Source organism: Arthrobacter tecti (genome assembly GCF_054511355.1).
In genome coordinates this window covers 34231-50553 of the sequence record NZ_JBTNCT010000016.1, presented here as the reverse complement: position 1 = coordinate 50553, position 16323 = coordinate 34231, and the positions used below count along the sequence as shown (strand labels likewise).

The window sequence follows — 16323 nt, the reverse complement described above, 5'->3', positions numbered from 1 at the left end:
GGCGACGCTGTGCGGCCCGGCGACACCGTTACGACTGGGCCGCCGGGCCGAAACGCGGCCCATCAGCCGTTGCGCGTGAGTTTCTCGACCAGCTTGCGCACGCGGTCGACCTCCCGCGCCGCTTCCTTCGCGGCCCGCTCAGCTTCCGTGCGTTCGCGGGAAGCGTCGTCTGCGTCGTCGTCGATCGCGTCAATGTCCTGTTCCAGCGAACGGATCCGCTTGCGGAGATCCTTGACGCGATTGGCCAGGTCCTCCCGGTCGCGGTCCAGTTGCTCAACGCGCTCCGTTGCGCGAACGAGTGCCTGTTCGGCTTCTTCCGCGCGGTCTTCGGCGTCTTTCAACTCAGCGCGGGCTTCCGCTGAAGTGTCGTTCGCTTCCTCATCCGTATGGTCGCCGTCCTTATCGCGACCGTTCTCATCGGAGGCGTGACCGGCGTTGAACGGTCCACCGACCGCACCGGCAAGGTCCACGGCTTCCCAGCCCGACGCCTCGAGCGGCCGGATCAGGCGGGCCGTGCCGACGGCAGCGGCAGCACCGGCGTCGGCCATTGCCGCGCGCAGCGTCTGCTCGACCTCCGTGGCCACGGCAGCACTCGCCGGGTGGCCCAGCTCCGTGGCCAGCGCCGTCCCGTCCTTCACCAGCGCTGCGATCAACTGCTGGCGCTGCGTCCCAAGCTTCTTCAGCTCGCTGCGGTCCAGCTCGTTCTGCGCCTGGCGCATCGCGGCGCCCAATTGCAGCGCTTCAGCCAACTGGGACCCGCGGTGCAGGCTCATCATGTTGAGCAGCCAGGCCGACGCCGAGGGTTTGCGTAGCGCCTTGACCTCCTTGGCGAGGTCCTTGTCCGCAAGCGACTTTGCCCGCTCATTGCGGGAAGCTGTGAAGTCATCCAGCGGCTTCGAGTACAGGTCAGCTGCGATCTCGGCGAGGTCAGTCACTTCGGCGTTGGACTCCAGGGGCGTCTATGTCGGGACGGAATGTCAATGCAGGGAAGGAATGGACGGACCCGGCTCCGGGAACGGCCGGTCAGGTGAGGGGCCCGGATCCGGTTCGGGCGGAATATTGGGTGAGTCAGGGCCGGGACCGGGCAGCGGGTACGGGTCGGGCGAGGGCTGCGGCTCCGGAGCCGGTTCACCCGGCGGCCGAGGTTGGGAGGGATCCGGGTGGGGCTCATTCGGCGGCGTGGTGGTCATGGCGTGTACTTCCTTTCGTGCGTCAACGGGTGGTTGGGTAGGCAGCACGGGCGCTCAACAGCAACAGTACGCCCGCGGGCCGGTGCCGGGAATAAGTTCCGGAACATCTGGCTTGGAACCACTGTGCGGTTCTCGCCCCACACCAACCAGCAACTTTCCCAGGGGGATTTCCGTGTCGCAAAGTACGGACCAGGTGACCGCACCAGCCGGTGAGATCTCGGCACGCGACCGGCTGGTCATCTCCCTGCTGCTTGTCTCGGCGTTTGTGGTCATCCTGAACGAGACAATCATGGGCGTCGCGCTCCCGCGCCTGATGGAAGATCTGCAGATCACGGCTACCGCCGGCCAGTGGCTGACGACGGCGTTCATGCTCACCATGGCGGTTGTCATTCCGATCACGGGCTTCCTGATCCAGCGCTTCAACACAAGGCCCGTGTTCCTTGTGGCGATGAGCCTGTTCAGTCTGGGAACGCTGGTCTCCGCGATGGCTCCGGGCTTCGAGATGCTGCTGGTGGGCCGCGTGATCCAGGCGAGCGGTACGGCCATCATGATGCCGCTGCTCATGACCACGGTCATGACCCTCGTGCCGCCGTCGTCGCGCGGAAAGACAATGGGCAATATTTCGATCGTCATCTCGGTTGCTCCGGCGATCGGCCCCACCATCTCGGGAATCATCCTCAGTGTCTTGGACTGGCGGTGGATGTTCTGGCTCGTGCTGCCGATCGCGGTGGCTTCCCTGGTGCTCGGTGGAATCCGGATCCAGAACGTGACAACGCCGCACCGCGCACCCATCGATGTGCTCTCCGTGATCCTCTCGGCCTTCGCGTTCGGTGGGATCATCTACGGCCTTAGCCAGTTCGGCGAGGCGGCCGGCGGCTCCGCCGTTCCGGGCTGGGTGCCGCTCGCCGTCGGGCTGGTGGGGTTGGCCGGCTTCGTGAGCCGTCAACTGGTGCTTCAGCGCCGCGACCGGGCGCTCCTTGATCTGCGGACCTTCCGTTCGCGCACGTTCACCGTATCCATTCTTGTGTTGTCGATCAGCATGATGGCCCTCTTCGGAACCATCATCCTGCTCCCGATCTACCTGCAGGACGTCCTCGGCCTTGAGCCCGCTCAGGCAGGACTGATGCTGCTGCCGGGCGGTCTCGCGATGGGGCTCCTGGGACCCGTGGTCGGCCGGATCTTTGACCGGCATGGTCCGCGCGTACTTGTAGTTCCCGGAGCGGTGATCGTCGCAGCGGTGTTCTGGTCGTTGACCCTGGTGAGTGAATCCACGCCGGTTCCGTTGGTGCTGGCTCTTCACGTGCTGTTGAGCGTGGGCCTGGCCGGAATGTTCACCCCGCTGTTCACCTCCGCGCTCGGGTCGGTGCAGCCCAAGCTCTACTCGCACGCGAGCGCCGTGGTCGGGACCGTCCAGCAGTTGGCCGGTGCAGCGGGTATTGCCCTGTTTGTCTCGGTGATGGCCATTCAGAGCGGCGCGCTGACAGCCGGGGGCGCCTCTGAAATACCGGCTCTTGCCGGCGGAATCCGGATGGCGTTTCTCTGCGGAGCGGTGATCTTCCTCTTTGCGGTGGTTGCGGCGCTCTTCGTGCGGAAGCCGGCAGCTCCCGCCGGGCCGGATGCTGCAACCGTGCGCCCCGCTTCAGCAGAACCGGTTGCTTCACCGGATCACGACGACGACGCGCCGTCGTTCACTTCCGCGCACTGACCTTCCGTATCCTTCTACCTGTGTAGATATGTTCATTTGGTGTTCAAGTGAGCAAAATCGCTGGACAGCGTGCGAACGGTTGCCAGAACATAGTGGGACGCATCACAGCCGATGACGATTATGAGAACAGCATCCTCGCCCTGTCTCATCGGCTCCGTCCGAGAGAAGGAAGAACATGCACAACCACGAAATGACGCGTCGCACAGCGATTCAGGTTGGCGGCGTAGCCGGACTGGCTGCTGCCCTGGGATTTGCCGCGGCAGCTCCAGCAACAGCTACAGGGGTCAGCGCCTTCCGCGGACCAGCCAAGGGCACTGAAATCCTCGACCTCGGCCCCGCCGTCGTTCAGTTTTCCCTCATGGCGGCAGTGCGCATCGGCGACACCCTCTATGTCGGCTCCCGTAACCTGAACCCGGTTCGCATCGTTGCGTTCCACATTCCCACCCAGAAGGTTGTTGCCACTACTGAGCTTGGAACCGGGCACACCATCCAGGCACTGGCCGCTGACCCGAGCGGACGCTATCTCTATGCGGGTGTCCTTCAGGACGCAGGCGGCCCCCAGGCGAACCTCTACCGCTGGGACGTGAATTCCCTCAGCACCCCGATTGCGGCGATCGGCCGAATCGGAGACCGCGACGTGCGTGACCTCAGCGTCGCACCGAATGGGCTGGTCTACGCGGTCGGTGGAGGCAGTGGAACAGCACCGGCCCTGTGGGAGTACTCACCGGTCACCGGGCAGGTGGTGAATCTTGGCGTCCCCGACCCGGGCGCAACCCTTGCCCGAGGTGTCGCCGCATCCGACACCACAGTGTTCTTCGGCGCGGGAAGCACCATCGCGGGCGGTGGCAAGACGAGCCGGGCCTGCCTGTATGCCTACGACCGGGCGACCAGGAGATTCACCAACATCACGCCTACCGAGATGCTGCCGGACCCAAGCATCCGCGACCTGTCCATCTTCAACGACAAGCTCCTTGTCGGTACGGCGTCATCATTGGAACCGTCCAAGGTCGCTGCAATCGACCTTGCAGACCTTGGATCCTACACAATAGCGACCTCGATCGGCAAGACAGCGAAGAACTTCGCCATCATCGATGACAACGTCTACTTCGCCAACGAGTTCGGCGTGATGGTCTACTCCCTGGCCACCAACGCGATCGCGCAGCTCGAGTTCGAGGGACCATCCCTGGGTGAAATCTGGGGCGTTGACAGCAGGAACGGCAAGCTCCTCGTCACCTCCGGCTATGGGTTCATCGCCGAGATCGATCCGGTTGCGAAAACCTCGGTGGCATGGGATCTGGGCGAAGCAGGTGCCCCAGCGGATCCGCAGACAGTCATGGGAATCGCCGCAGGGGCCGGATACGCGTATGTGGGCGGCAACGGCGTCATCGCCCGGCACACCCTCGGCACCGACGAGGTCCTCAATATGCAGGCGCCCGGCGAAGCGAAGGACGCCATCGTAGTCGGCGGTGTGCTCTACACCGGCCAATACAGCTCCCAGGGCATCTGGAAGTACGATCCGGCCAGCGGCAAGCCGATCCACCAGGTGGCCACGTTCCCCGCAGCGCAGAACAGGCCGCTGGACGTGGTCTGGGACGAGGTGAACCAGCTGGTGCTGGTGGTGGCCCAGGCGGACACCGAGGGCGGAGGCTCGCTCTGGACCTACGATCCCGCCACCGGAGAATCCCGCTCCTTCATCAATCCCATCGATAACGTTCAGCTGGTCCGTGCGGTTGCCACCAGGGAAGGGATTGCCTATCTGGGCGGAAGCCTGCCGGGCACCGGAGGACCGGGGACGATCGTTGCCTTCGACCCCGTTGCAGGCAAGGAGTTGTGGAGGATCGATCCGCAGCTGGGAGCCGGTACCTCAGCGCTAGCGGTTCAGGGGCGCTACCTGTACGGCCTGTCGCGCAAGGGGCACGCATACGTCATCGATCTGCCCAAGCGCACGCTCGTCCACACAGCAGACGTCCGCTCCGTCAGCAACGGGTTTGCCGCAATGGTCTCGAACCGCGGCGTGGTTTACGGGGTGTCGGACACGACAGTCTTCCGCTTCGATCCCAAGACCTTCGCGGTCACCACCGTGCTGGCTGACACTAAGGGCGGATGGTACAGCGGCTCACACATCACCAACGACGAGAACGGTTACCTGTACACGATGCGCGGCCGCAACCTGGTCAGGATCGACGACCACCCACGTCGCTGATCACGTTCCAGGGTTTGCCTTCAAAGCCCGCCCGTCCCGAAGAGGTTTCGGTGCGGGCGGGCTTTGTTGTGCAGTAACAGGCACTTCTATGTTCAGTTCTCGGAGGATATGCTCATCTGGACATTAGTGAACACAGCAGCAGGTCGATGGAGGGGTAGTTGTGCTCGGAGAAGAACGCCACGAAAAGATCCTCCGGGAACTGGAGCTCCGGGGGACGCTGAAGGTCAATGACTTCGCAGCACGCACCGGCTTGTCGGGAATGACTATCCGCCGGGACCTTGCGCAGCTCGCTGATCAGGGCTTGCTGAAGCGCGTCCATGGGGGAGCGGTACCGGCGGGTATCGGACGGACAAACGCTGCCCCAGGAGGACGGCGCACACGGCCGGTAGCTACGCTCGGGCTCATCGTGCCGACGTCGGGCTATTACTTCCCAGCCGTGATCCGCGGCGCAGAGGCGGCAGCACGAGTCCACAACGCGAGGCTCGTGCTAGGGGTCAGCAACTACTCAGTTGAGGAGGAGAGCCGCCAACTGGAGCGGCTCGTCGCCAACGGTGTGGACGGGATACTCCTGGCTAGTTCCGGCTCAACCGATGATGGTTCGCCCACTCTGGAATTGCTCTCCAGGTTGGGAGTGCCGGTGGTGCTCGTGGAACGTTCAGGTCGCGCTGAGCTTGCCGGGGCAAGTCTTGAATCGGTGATGTCCGACCACAGCTACGGGGCGGAACTTGCCGTGCGTCATCTGGCCTCCCTTGGTCACAACAGGATAGGTCTGGCCGTAGCCACCAGTCCCACGGCACCATGGCTGAGAGAGGGCCATGGAAGGGCTGTGCAGCGCCTTGGGCTCGAACCGGACGCGCCGGTTATCGAGTTCACCCGGGCAGGTCCGGGTATTGGGAACAACCGGGACGTCCTTCGAGCGTTTCTCGACGACTGCGTGGCCAGCGACACCCGCGCCGTGCTGGTGCTTCCCGATGAAGAGGCAATCGCGCTGGTGGGCATCGCCCAGGAGTCAGGGCTCGAGGTTCCGGAGGATCTCTCGATTGTGGCCTACGACGACGAGGTGGCTGAACTGGCAGGTGTGCCTCTGACCGCCGTGGCACCGCCGAAGCGCGACGTCGGATATTCGGCTGTGACGATGTGCATGGAGCGGCTGTCGCACCGCGGAAGCGGCGCGGCCTCGCATGTATTGCGCAGCGTCAATCTTGCGCCGAGTCTCATCGTCCGCGAGTCCACTGGGGCTGCCCACACAAGCGCCGTGACCATAGACGGCTAGTACCGGGACCTGGATGTTCAATATTGTTCAACTCAACACAATGTGATTGACCTGATCAGTTCTGAACACATTCAATGGTGGGACTAGAAGCTTTGTTGTGAGGAGAAACACAATGCGCAAGTCCCGTTCAACAACCCTCGGAGTCGGCCTTCTCGCCGGCGCCCTTTTCCTCTCTGCATGTGGCGGCGATGTCGGCGCCCCTGCGGAAGACGCATCACCTGCAGGCAATGCCAGCGGAGAAATCAGGTTCTCGTCCGCACTCGCCGGCATGGACAAGGTGGCAGAAGCGTTCAATGAAAGCCAGGACAGCATCACCGTCACTTTCGAAGAGGCAGCCAACACGGCCAACGGCGGCAACGCGCTGCTGACAACCGCCATCGAGGCCGGCAACGCCCCCGACGTCGCAATGGTCGAATACGCGTCCCTGCCCCAGTTCGTAACCTCCGGCAACGTCATCCCACTGGATGAGGTGCTGCCAGCCGAAATGATCGATGGGATTGAGCCTTCGATCACAGACCTGGTCACCCTCGGTGACCAGACCTGGGCTGCACCGTACGACACCCCGCCCATGGTTGCCTGGTACCGGGCAGACATGCTGGAGGTAGCAGGCGTGGAGCTGCCCACCAGTTGGGAGGAATTCGAAGCAGCCGGGCTCGCGGTGCAGGAGAAGTTCCCCGGAGTGGCGCTGGCTTCCTTCAACCCCAACGAAGCACCCATGCTCGCGGGCCAGGCCTGGGCCAACGGAGCGCAGTGGTTCGCCGCTGAGGAGGACACCTGGAAGGTCGGCATTACTGACGCCGCCTCCCTCGAGGTCGCTGACCGCTACCAGGGCCTGATCGACCAGGGAATCCTGAAGGTCGTCAACGCATTCAGCGACGAATGGACCGCCGACATCACAAACTCGAAGGTCGCAGGTTTGTTCGGCGGAAGCTGGAGTGCAACCGGTATCCGAGCACGCGCTGAGGGCCAGGAAGGCAACTGGGTTGCTGCACAGCTGCCAAGCGAAGGCGGGTCCCTCCTCGGTGGATCGAGCTTCGTGATTCCGAAGTCCTCCAAGAACGCTGCTGCCGCCGCCAAGTTCATTGAGTATGCGGCCACGAATCCGGCGGCTGTGGGAGCCCGGGGCGACACCGGCTCTGCCTACTTCGCCGACCCGGACCTGACCGCGGCAGCCAAGGAAGCCTATGACGCGACCTTCTTTGGCAACGACATCTATGAAGTGTTCGACGCCGCAGCAGCAACGATCAACTCCGGCTGGCAGTGGGGACCGAACTACGAAATCACCAACACCGCCCTGAAGGATGCCTTCAGCAAAGTTGCGCCGGACGGCCCGTCAGTGGCTGATGCTTTCGAAACCGCCCAAGCGGCAACCGTGGAAGGCCTCGAGCAGTCCGGCCTTTCCGTCACCGAATAGTACACATCCCACATGCGTCCCGGGCCCGCTTCAGAGCTGGGCCCGGGACGCAAGGGACAACCTTTACAAGGAGATCTGGGATGTCCAGTCCGGATACTGCGGTCGTGGTGAGCGCGGCGAAAGCGAAGCCGCTGACGCGGAAGCCGCGCAAGAACGTCGATAAGGGAGGCGGAGGCCGCACGGCTTCCATATTCCTCATACCCTTCTTCGCCCTGTTCATCCTTACGATGATCGCTCCGGTGATCTACTCGCTGGGGCTCAGCTTCTTCTCCGAAAGAAGTAGCGGATTGGGATTCGGCGGCGCGGAAACACTGTTCGTCGGCCTCGAGAACTACCAGCATGTGCTCGGTTCGGAAACCTTTGTCAGCGGCTTCGTCCGTCTGGGCCTGTACTGCCTGATGTACATCCCATTGATGCTGGGCGGAGCCATTTTCCTGGCACTCCTGCTGGACTCGGTGGTGGCACGGGCAAAGAAAACCTTCCAGGTACTCCTGTTCCTGCCGCACGCCGTCCCCGGAGCAATCGCCGCACTGATCTGGACCTACCTCTACAGCCCGGGCGTCAGTCCTATTGTCTCGACTCTCGCCAACGGTGGTATCACCATCGACTTCTTCTCCACCGAGCTGGTGTTGCCGGCCATGGTGAACATTGGAGTCTGGGAGTGGACAGGTTATAACGTCATCATTCTCTTCACCGCCCTGCAGGCTGTTCCGCGCGACGTACTGGAGGCCGCCGTCGTCGACGGTGCTTCCCAACTGCGCACTGCGATCAGCATCAAGTTGCCGCTGATTGCCCCCGCGCTCGGTGTGATCATGTTGTTCACTACGATCGCGACCCTGCAACTCTTCACCGAGCCGCAGATTCTCACCAAAGCCACGCCGGCGGTGACCGGCACGTTCGTTCCAAATATGTGGGCGTACGACGCCGCATTCAACAGGCAGGACCTGAACCTCGCCGCTGCAGCCTCCATCATCATCGCCCTGCTGGCCGCTGTACTTTCATTCGTCGTCACCCGATTCAGTTCCAGGAGTAGCAAGGGATGAGCACGCTAACCAGACCTCCGCAGACTTCAGCCACTCGCAAGCGCCGTCCCGAGCCGGAGCGTGTTGAAACCACCACCCGGCAGCCGATGGGCAGCAAGGTCACCGTCAACACCCTGCTGATCCTCGGGTCCGCCTACATGATCCTGCCCATTACCTGGCTGCTATTCGCGTCCACCAAGAGCGTGGACGAACTGTACGGTCTGAACGCGCTCAGCTTCGGCGGCGCCCTCATCGACAACGTGGTTGCCGTGTCCACCCAGGACAACGGCCTGTTTTACCGCTGGATCCTGAACAGCTTCCTGTACGCCGGAGTAGGCGCAGTATTCGGTGGGCTCATCTCCGTGATGGCCGGTTACGCGTTTGATAAGTTCCGGTTCCGTTTCAAGAACCAGCTCTTTGCCTTCGTCCTGGTCGGGGTGCTGATTCCGAACACCGCAACTGTTCTTCCCCTCTACCTGCTGGCTTCCACGGTGAATGCCACCAACACTATTTGGGCGATGATCCTGCCTGCACTCTGCAACCCGTTCAGCGTTTATCTGGCCCGCGTCTTCTCAGCGTCCTACATTCCGGACGAAACTCTCGAAGCCGCCCGCGTTGACGGTGCGGGTTCCATCCGGTCATTCATCTCAATCTCATTGCCGATGATCATGCCGGGTTTCATCACTATTGCGTTGTTCCAGTTCGTGAACGTCTGGAATAACTACATGCTTCCCCTGGTAATGCTGTCCAGCCAGGAGCTTTTCCCCGTAAGTTTGGGTATGGCTACCTGGCAGGGCTATACAACGCTTCTACCTGATTACGTACCCATGGTGATTACGGGCTCGCTGCTCTCGATCATCCCGCTGATCGCTGCGTTCATTATGTTGCAGCGGTTCTGGAAGGCCGGTCTTTCGGCAGGGAGCATCAAATGAGTCTCAACGTCGCGTTCAGCATGGGCGAGGATGTTTTCGCCCGGATCTTCCCTCCGCGGAGGCGGGCCCATCTCGGCCCCAGCCTGCCGGTGCTCGCTGATGAACCCCTCACTACCTTCAGCTCGCCCCTGGCTGACGCTGTGCTGCCCGAAGTGGAGGTCCTGATCACGGGTTGGGGCGCTCCCATGGTGGACGACGCCGTGCTGGACCGGGCGCCGAACCTGCGTTACGTCATCCATGCCGGCGGCTCCGTGAAGCACCACCTGGATGCCGCCTGCTGGGCCCGGGGAATCGAAGTGAGCACGGCTGCTACCGCCAATGCCATACCCGTGGCCGAGTACACGGTCGCGGCCATCCTCATGGCGAACAAGAAAGTGCTGCAGCTCAACGCCGCCCTGAAGTCGACAAGGGGTCACATCAATCCGGACGCCATGTTCCCGGAGATGGGCAATTTCGAGAAGCGGGTGGGTCTGGTTGGCGCATCACGCATCGGCCGGCATGTGATCGAGCTTCTGAAACCGTTCGCGCTTGAGGTGGTGGTGGCAGATCCCTACCTTGATGCTGATGCAGCGCGGGATTTGGGGGTCACCCTCATGGAGTTGGACGAACTGGCTTCCACGAGCGATGTGATCTCCCTCCATGCCCCATCCCTGCCCTCAACGCACAACCTGATCAGTGAGCGGGTCATCGGGCTGATGAAGCCCGGCGCTACCTTCATCAACACGGCGAGGGGTGAACTGGTTGACCAGGATGCCCTCATTCGGCGTCTGTGCAAGCAGGACCTGTACGCCATCCTCGATGTGACCACGCCGTGGGATCTGCCGGCCGACAATCAGCTCTATGACCTTCCGAATGTACTGCTGACACCGCACGCCGCGGGTTCGCTGGGCACGGAACTGCAGCGCCTGGCGGTCACCGCAATCGAGGAAGCGAACCGTGTGGCCGGGGGAGGCGAACTGGTTCACCGCGTCGCCGTGGAGGACCTGTTGCTCATGGCCTAGATGGAACTGCGAACAAACGACGACGTCGGCACCCAGGTCAGGTGCCGACGTCGTTGTTTGCTTGGGTCATGCTCGGGGACCCACCGCGATCCGCACCAGGTTGCGGCCCTTGATCGCGTAGAACTGTCCACGCTCGTCAACAGCCGCCCGCGGGATTCCGTACCACTCGCCGTTGAGGTCTGAAACGAGGTCGGCACGGACGAAGGTCTTCTTGTCGAAGCGGAAGAACGCCTTGTCCGAGGCCCCGTAGACCTGTCCGCGGCTGACCAGGAGCGTGCCGTAATTCGGCACCATGGGCCCGTGATTGGCCTGGTGGATGATCTGGCGGGTGGCCAGGTCGATTACGAAGAAGTCCCCGCGGAAGCACATCACGTAGAGGTGGCCGCCGCGGACCGTCAGCCCGGTAACACCAGTGGGGGCGCTCTGCGGGGTGATCCGCCACAGCTCCTGCTGCGCGATCGGGTCCCAGGCCACCACGGTTCCACCACGATTGTCCGTGGTTTGCCCCCCAAGGTAAGCGATGCCCTCGTGGCAGACCACCGCGCGCACCATCTGCTTGGCATCGATCGGGTTGACCGCGTTGGTGGTCTCGTTCGTCGCCGGGTCGAAGGTCATCACCGATCCGCCGTCCAGTGTGTCGGAGCGGTACCCCACTACAGCGATCTGGTTCACGTCGTCCCAAACGATCTGGTGCGGACGGTTCTGGTTCGGGTAAGAACTGGCGACCTTACGTGCCGTCCCGTCGTCGATGTCAGGATCGTAGGTCAGAATGCCGCCGCTGTTGTACTGGGCGAAGATCGCCACACCCTCCCGGACCAGGGTGTCCTTTGCCTCGCCGGGGGTCAGGATGCGGGTCTGCTCACCCGTGGTGAGGTCGTGTCGGCCTACAGCGTTGGTGCCGCCCACATAGACCGACTTCGCACCCGCGGCCACCGACATCGCCAGCTGCGGACCGACAGGCGCTCCACCAGTCACGAGGTCGTAGATCTTGCCCTGAGTAGTTACGGGATCGATCTCGATGATCAGCCCGAAAGCGGAGACCACCATTACCTTGTCGCCACGGATCCATAGTCCCCAGAGTTCACCCATGTCCAGCCCGGCGGGCGTGATCAGACGACTCGTCCCGGTGGTCAGCGAGTACTCCCGGACACCACCCGTGCCCGACCAGTAGATCTTGTCACCGAGCTTCTTCGGCATCCGGCCGCCAGTTCCCTCGATCACCCGCTGTTTGGTCGGGTCGGCCAAGTTGATGAATGCGAGCGCGGCGTAGCCCCCGCCCCGGCAGTGGACACACAATTCGTCACCCATGATCTCCAGCTCACGGATTTCGATCTTGCCCCCGAACTGCGGTGGCAGGATGGAACGTACCTCACCGGTGGCCCGATTCAGGGTGAAAAGACCGGCCTTCGTACTGGTTGGCGTGACCCCCTGGACCGCACCAGTACCAATGTAGACAGTTGTCTCGGTGGCTGCCAGGCTGCGAATCATCGGCACGTTCGGGTCCGGAGTAGCCACTACGGTGAGCTGTCCGGTCGAAGGGTCGTACTGCCGCAGCTTGGGGCCCTTCTCCTGGCCGCCGAAGAAGACCACCCCGTCGGGTGAGACAGTGATGGCGTACGGGTCCAGCCCGGGGATCGCGGCGAGATCCTCCTTGGGCGCCCCTGCCTTCGACAGATCCAGTCGGATGAATCCGGGACCGGGGGCGGAGTCGTACTCACGGATGGCGGAGTAGACGTAGCGGCCCTCCGGATCTGCCGCCAACAGTTGGGTGCTGATTCCGGGGCACGGCGTGATGCTGGTGACCTTCTCGGTGGTGAGGTCAAAACCGACAATTTGCATTGGTTCGATGTTGCGGGAGGCGACATAGACCTTGTCGTTGCCGACCGGGATGCCGGCCGCCAGCGAGAAGTTCAGCACTGCAGGGCCCAGGTCGGTGACGGTCACCCCTCCGGTCCTGCCTGGAGCGGCGAAGGCCATGCCGGGCGAGACGCCGGCGGCGAGGGACAATCCGCCCAGTCCGCCGATGGCACCCAGCTCAAGCAGACGGCGACGGGAGAGAGATGGGGATGGGGTTTGGTTCATGTCGAACTCCTTTGTCTGACGCGGCGACTTCGTTGAACGGCCGTGTGAAAAGGTATAGCAACTGCACTTGAACAAGATCCACAGTTTTCGCTCACTCGAACAGAAAGTGAACATCGATGCAGTTGGAACCGTAGGGTGACTTAGTCCCGGATCCGTATCGCGGTCTCCCGAAGGTATAGGTCAACCCGGGTGTAGGCGTCCCGTGTCAGGGCTTTCCACAGTTCGAGCGCAAGCCGCTGGTCCTCCGACTCCAAGCGCGATATTGCATCGGCTGTGAGCACCATTACTTCGACTTTGCCGGATGCCTTCACCGTGGTTTCCTGACGGTCGTCGCTGCCGAGGGCGAGTTCGCCGAAGGTCATGCCTGCGCTGAGGGTGGTGAGCTTGACGCGGTGACCCGTGGGGCCCTGCACGGATGTGGTGATCTTCCCGGACAGAATGAAAAACACGCCACCAAAGCGCTGCCCGATGCGTCGAATTACCTCGCTGTCCTGGTACTCGCGCGGTTCCATGCGTTCGGCCAGCTTCCGCACGTCATCGGGGCTCAGCGGGTTCAGCGCCGGGCATTCGGCGATGTCCACGCGGCTCGGCAGGCTCAGTTCGTCGCCATATCTGGTGATCAGCTGATTCTCGCACCACTCGACGGCGGCGGTCCGGGTGTCGAAGGTCGGCACCGCGCGGTCAACGTCCTCGAAAGTTTCAGAGAGGGTACCTTCGCTGTCTATGAGGACGAGTTCCCGTCCGTCGTCGACCAGGTTCTCCCGGGCTTCTGCAAGCAGGCGCAGCGACACATCTGCAACTTCATCCACTCGGCGGAGGTCCAGAATCACCAGCTCGACGTTCTCTTCCAGCGCGCTCAGCTCACGGACCATCGATTCCGTTCCGGCGAAGAGGAGGTCACCGTTCAGCTCAATGACCCGAGCACGGTGGCCATGGTTGCGAAGAATGTCCGTGGCCTCATCATTGCGGCGAATGCCCGATGGCGACGCGGTGATGTCATAGGTGGAACGGATAGCCGATTTACCGGTGCGGGCAGCACGCACGAAGTGAAGCTCCATGTCGCGGGAGAGCCGCTGGCTTGTCGCCATGCCGCGTACACTGCTGCCATGTTCGTCCAGTGGCGGTGAATAGACGGCGAGCCCTACCTGACCAGGGAGCACCGCGATCGTACCGCCACCCACGCCGCTCTTGGCAGGCATGCCCACCGTGCTGATCCAGGCGCCGGCGTCGTCGTACATTCCACAGGTGGTCATCACTGAAAGCACGCGCTCAATGGGCACTATCTCCATCACCTGTTTATCCGTCATCGGGTTACGGCCGCTGTTCGCCAGTGTTGCGGCCATGATCGAGAGGTCCAGGCAGTTAACCAGCACCGAGCATTGGCGGAAGTAGTCTTCCAGGACCGGAGTCGGGTCATCCTCAATGATGTTGAAGGATCTCAACAGATGGGCAAGGGCCCGGTTGCGGTGCCCGTGCTCCAACTCCGACTCGAAGATCGCGTTGTTCACGCTCAGCTGCCGTCCGGCAAAAGCCGAGTACGTGTTGAGGACGCGCTTGAAGCGTGCATTGCCGCCGGACCCTTTGATGAGTGAGGTGGCAGTCAGCGCCCCAGCGTTGATCATCGCGTTGGAAGGGCGGCCGGTGCCCTCGGCCAGCGACATCTCGTTGAACGAGTCCCCGGACGGCTCTACGTCAACTTTCTCGTCCACCGCCTCAAGACCGAGATCCGCCAGCGCCAGACCGTAGGTGAACGGCTTCGAGATGGACTGGATGCTGAACTCTTCCCGAGTGTCTCCCACCTCGTAGATGTAGCCGTCCACTGTCGTAAGACAGATGCCGAAGTTATCGGGATTGACGTTGGCCATCGCCGGGATGGTGCTGTAAGGCTTTCCGTCCTTGAGGCTTGAAATCTCCTGGTGGATCCTCTGCAGGTAGCGTTCGATCGGCGATTCCATAGTTGCAAGACTATTGTGGTCCGCGCCGCGGTGACGACCGTCGTCCGTACCTACCATCGCGGGGTATTACGCTTGCTTCCTACACGCGACGGACGGGAGAACTGATGGCACTGCTGCCCACGGCCGAATTGCACCTGCATATTGAAGGAACGCTGGAGCCCGAGCTGATCCTCGCGCTTGCGGAACGCAACGGTGTCGAGTTAGCGTACGCCAACCTTGAGGATTTGCGCGCACAGTACCAGTTCACGGACCTGCAGTCCTTCTTGAACCTCTACTACGCGAACATGGCTGTGCTGCAGACCGAGCAGGATTTCGCGGACATGACGCGTGCCTACCTCCGGAGGGCAGCTGCGGCCGGAGTGCGGCATGCGGAGATCATGATGGACCCCCAGGCACATCAGTCCCGTGGAATAGCCCTCGAGACCTGCGTCAATGGGGTTGCATCGGTGCTGGCAGGAAGCGAGGAGGAATTCGGCGTCAGTACTGAATTGATCGCAGCGTTCCTGCGGGATGAGCCGGCCGATGAGGCCTTGGTTGTGCTTGAGAACCTGTTGGCGATGGATGCGCCGATCATCGGCATCGGCCTGGACTCGGCCGAAGTGGGCAATCCGCCGCGGAACTTTGCTGCTCTCTACGAGCGCGCACATGCAGCCGGCCTCAAATGCGTTGCTCACGCCGGAGAGGAGGGTCCGCCGGAATATATCCGCGAAGCGCTCGACCTGTTGAAGGTGGCTCGCATAGACCACGGCATCCGCTGTCTGGAGGACGAAAACCTGGTGGAGCGACTGGTCGCGGACCAGACGCCACTGACAGTCTGCCCCTTGTCCAACGTGCGGCTCCGGACGGTCGATACGCTGACCGATCACCCCTTGCCCCAAATGCTGGAGCGAGGTCTGAATGTCTCCGTGAATTCCGACGATCCTGCCTACTTCGGCGGCTACCTGGACGAGAATTTCAACCAGCTTCAGGGCACCTTTGCCTTCAATGATGATCAGCTGGTTCAGCTTGCAAGGAACTCAGTGCGCTCTGCCTTCATCACTGACGCGCGCCGACGCGAACTGCTCGCCGAAATTGAGGCTTGGCAGATAAAGTCTTCCGGTCGCTTGGAGGTTCCTACTTCCGCCGACCACCGTCGATGATCAGCGCAAGCGCGATGCCGAACATCCAGACGTCCTTCGCCACGGGTGTGCCCTGCTGACTCGGGCGTACGTCGTCGTCCTCGGTCATTTCGGGTGTGCGGAAGTACATGGCGAGCAGCCCGCCCGAGAATGCGGCGAGACCCAGTCCCACGAGCCGGCTCGGAACGAACGGCAGCAGGAGAGCCGCACCCAATCCCGTCTCAACCGCTGAGATGACTTTGCCGAATTTCTCCGGATCGAGCTGCTTCACCTGCGGAAAGGCGTTGGCCGCCATGCCCTGCAGATAGCCCGCGCTGTCACGATCGATGTTCCGTTTGGTCAAACCGGAATTGAGGATGAAAGCGCCCGTACTGAGGCGGAGCGGAATATGGCTCGCGATCACTGAAACCTCCTGCAGAGTTGTGGCC

Annotated in this window: 13 protein-coding genes; 8 read left to right on the top strand and 5 right to left on the bottom strand. The window is 62.4% G+C overall.

Annotation, left to right across the window (positions count from 1 at the left end):
- Positions 1 to 62: 62 nt before the first annotated feature.
- Both ACX80C_RS15450 and ACX80C_RS15445 read right to left on the bottom strand, forming a co-directional pair.
- Positions 63 to 935 (bottom strand): transposase, encoded by an 873-nt coding sequence (locus tag ACX80C_RS15450; protein ID WP_459327339.1) that lies wholly within the window; start codon positions 933 to 935, stop codon positions 63 to 65.
- Positions 936 to 977: 42 nt separating this feature from the next.
- Complete coding sequence (locus ACX80C_RS15445; protein WP_459327338.1) at positions 978 to 1190, bottom strand: hypothetical protein; 213 nt, start codon at positions 1188 to 1190, stop codon at positions 978 to 980.
- A gap of 166 nt (positions 1191 to 1356) precedes the next feature.
- Here ACX80C_RS15445 and ACX80C_RS15440 point away from each other — a divergent pair, with 166 nt between their 5' ends.
- From ACX80C_RS15440 to ACX80C_RS15410, 7 genes are all read left to right on the top strand, one after another.
- The gene (locus tag ACX80C_RS15440) at positions 1357 to 2895 is read left to right on the top strand and encodes an MDR family MFS transporter (protein ID WP_459327368.1); all 1539 of its coding nucleotides are present in this window, start codon (positions 1357 to 1359) and stop codon (positions 2893 to 2895) included.
- 175 nt (positions 2896 to 3070) lie between these two features.
- Positions 3071 to 5098 carry an outer membrane protein assembly factor BamB family protein gene (locus ACX80C_RS15435; protein ID WP_459327337.1) on the top strand — a complete coding sequence of 676 codons (2028 nt, stop codon included), beginning with the start codon at positions 3071 to 3073 and terminating at the stop codon, positions 5096 to 5098.
- Between the two features lie 160 nt (positions 5099 to 5258).
- Positions 5259 to 6371: a LacI family DNA-binding transcriptional regulator gene (locus ACX80C_RS15430; protein ID WP_459327336.1), complete on the top strand. Its 1113-nt coding sequence runs from the start codon at positions 5259 to 5261 to the stop codon at positions 6369 to 6371.
- 112 nt (positions 6372 to 6483) lie between these two features.
- The gene (locus ACX80C_RS15425; protein ID WP_459327335.1) at positions 6484 to 7785 is read left to right on the top strand and encodes an ABC transporter substrate-binding protein; all 1302 of its coding nucleotides are present in this window, start codon (positions 6484 to 6486) and stop codon (positions 7783 to 7785) included.
- Positions 7786 to 7865: 80 nt separating this feature from the next.
- The gene (locus tag ACX80C_RS15420; RefSeq protein WP_459327334.1) at positions 7866 to 8828 is read left to right on the top strand and encodes a carbohydrate ABC transporter permease; all 963 of its coding nucleotides are present in this window, start codon (positions 7866 to 7868) and stop codon (positions 8826 to 8828) included.
- A complete protein-coding gene (locus ACX80C_RS15415; protein WP_459327333.1) occupies positions 8825 to 9739 on the top strand; it encodes a carbohydrate ABC transporter permease in 915 nt (304 codons plus the stop codon). The genes ACX80C_RS15420 and ACX80C_RS15415 overlap by 4 nt, the downstream gene beginning before the upstream one ends.
- Positions 9736 to 10740: a hydroxyacid dehydrogenase gene (locus ACX80C_RS15410; RefSeq protein WP_459327332.1), complete on the top strand. Its 1005-nt coding sequence runs from the start codon at positions 9736 to 9738 to the stop codon at positions 10738 to 10740. The genes ACX80C_RS15415 and ACX80C_RS15410 overlap by 4 nt, the downstream gene beginning before the upstream one ends.
- 66 nt (positions 10741 to 10806) lie before the next feature.
- Here the strand turns inward: ACX80C_RS15410 and ACX80C_RS15405 are convergent, their stop codons facing one another.
- Together ACX80C_RS15405 and glsA are read right to left on the bottom strand one after the other, a co-directional pair.
- The gene (locus ACX80C_RS15405) at positions 10807 to 12822 is read right to left on the bottom strand and encodes an NHL repeat-containing protein (RefSeq protein ID WP_459327331.1); all 2016 of its coding nucleotides are present in this window, start codon (positions 12820 to 12822) and stop codon (positions 10807 to 10809) included.
- Between the two features lie 140 nt (positions 12823 to 12962).
- Positions 12963 to 14777 carry a glutaminase A gene (glsA, locus tag ACX80C_RS15400; protein ID WP_459327330.1) on the bottom strand — a complete coding sequence of 605 codons (1815 nt, stop codon included), beginning with the start codon at positions 14775 to 14777 and terminating at the stop codon, positions 12963 to 12965.
- 104 nt (positions 14778 to 14881) lie between these two features.
- Between glsA and ACX80C_RS15395 the strand changes: the two genes are divergently transcribed.
- The gene (locus tag ACX80C_RS15395; protein ID WP_459327329.1) at positions 14882 to 15916 is read left to right on the top strand and encodes an adenosine deaminase; all 1035 of its coding nucleotides are present in this window, start codon (positions 14882 to 14884) and stop codon (positions 15914 to 15916) included.
- Here ACX80C_RS15395 and ACX80C_RS15390 read toward each other — a convergent pair.
- Positions 15891 to 16298: a hypothetical protein gene (locus ACX80C_RS15390; RefSeq protein WP_459327328.1), complete on the bottom strand. Its 408-nt coding sequence runs from the start codon at positions 16296 to 16298 to the stop codon at positions 15891 to 15893. The genes ACX80C_RS15395 and ACX80C_RS15390 overlap by 26 nt on opposite strands.
- Between the last annotated feature and the right edge of the window lie 25 nt (positions 16299 to 16323).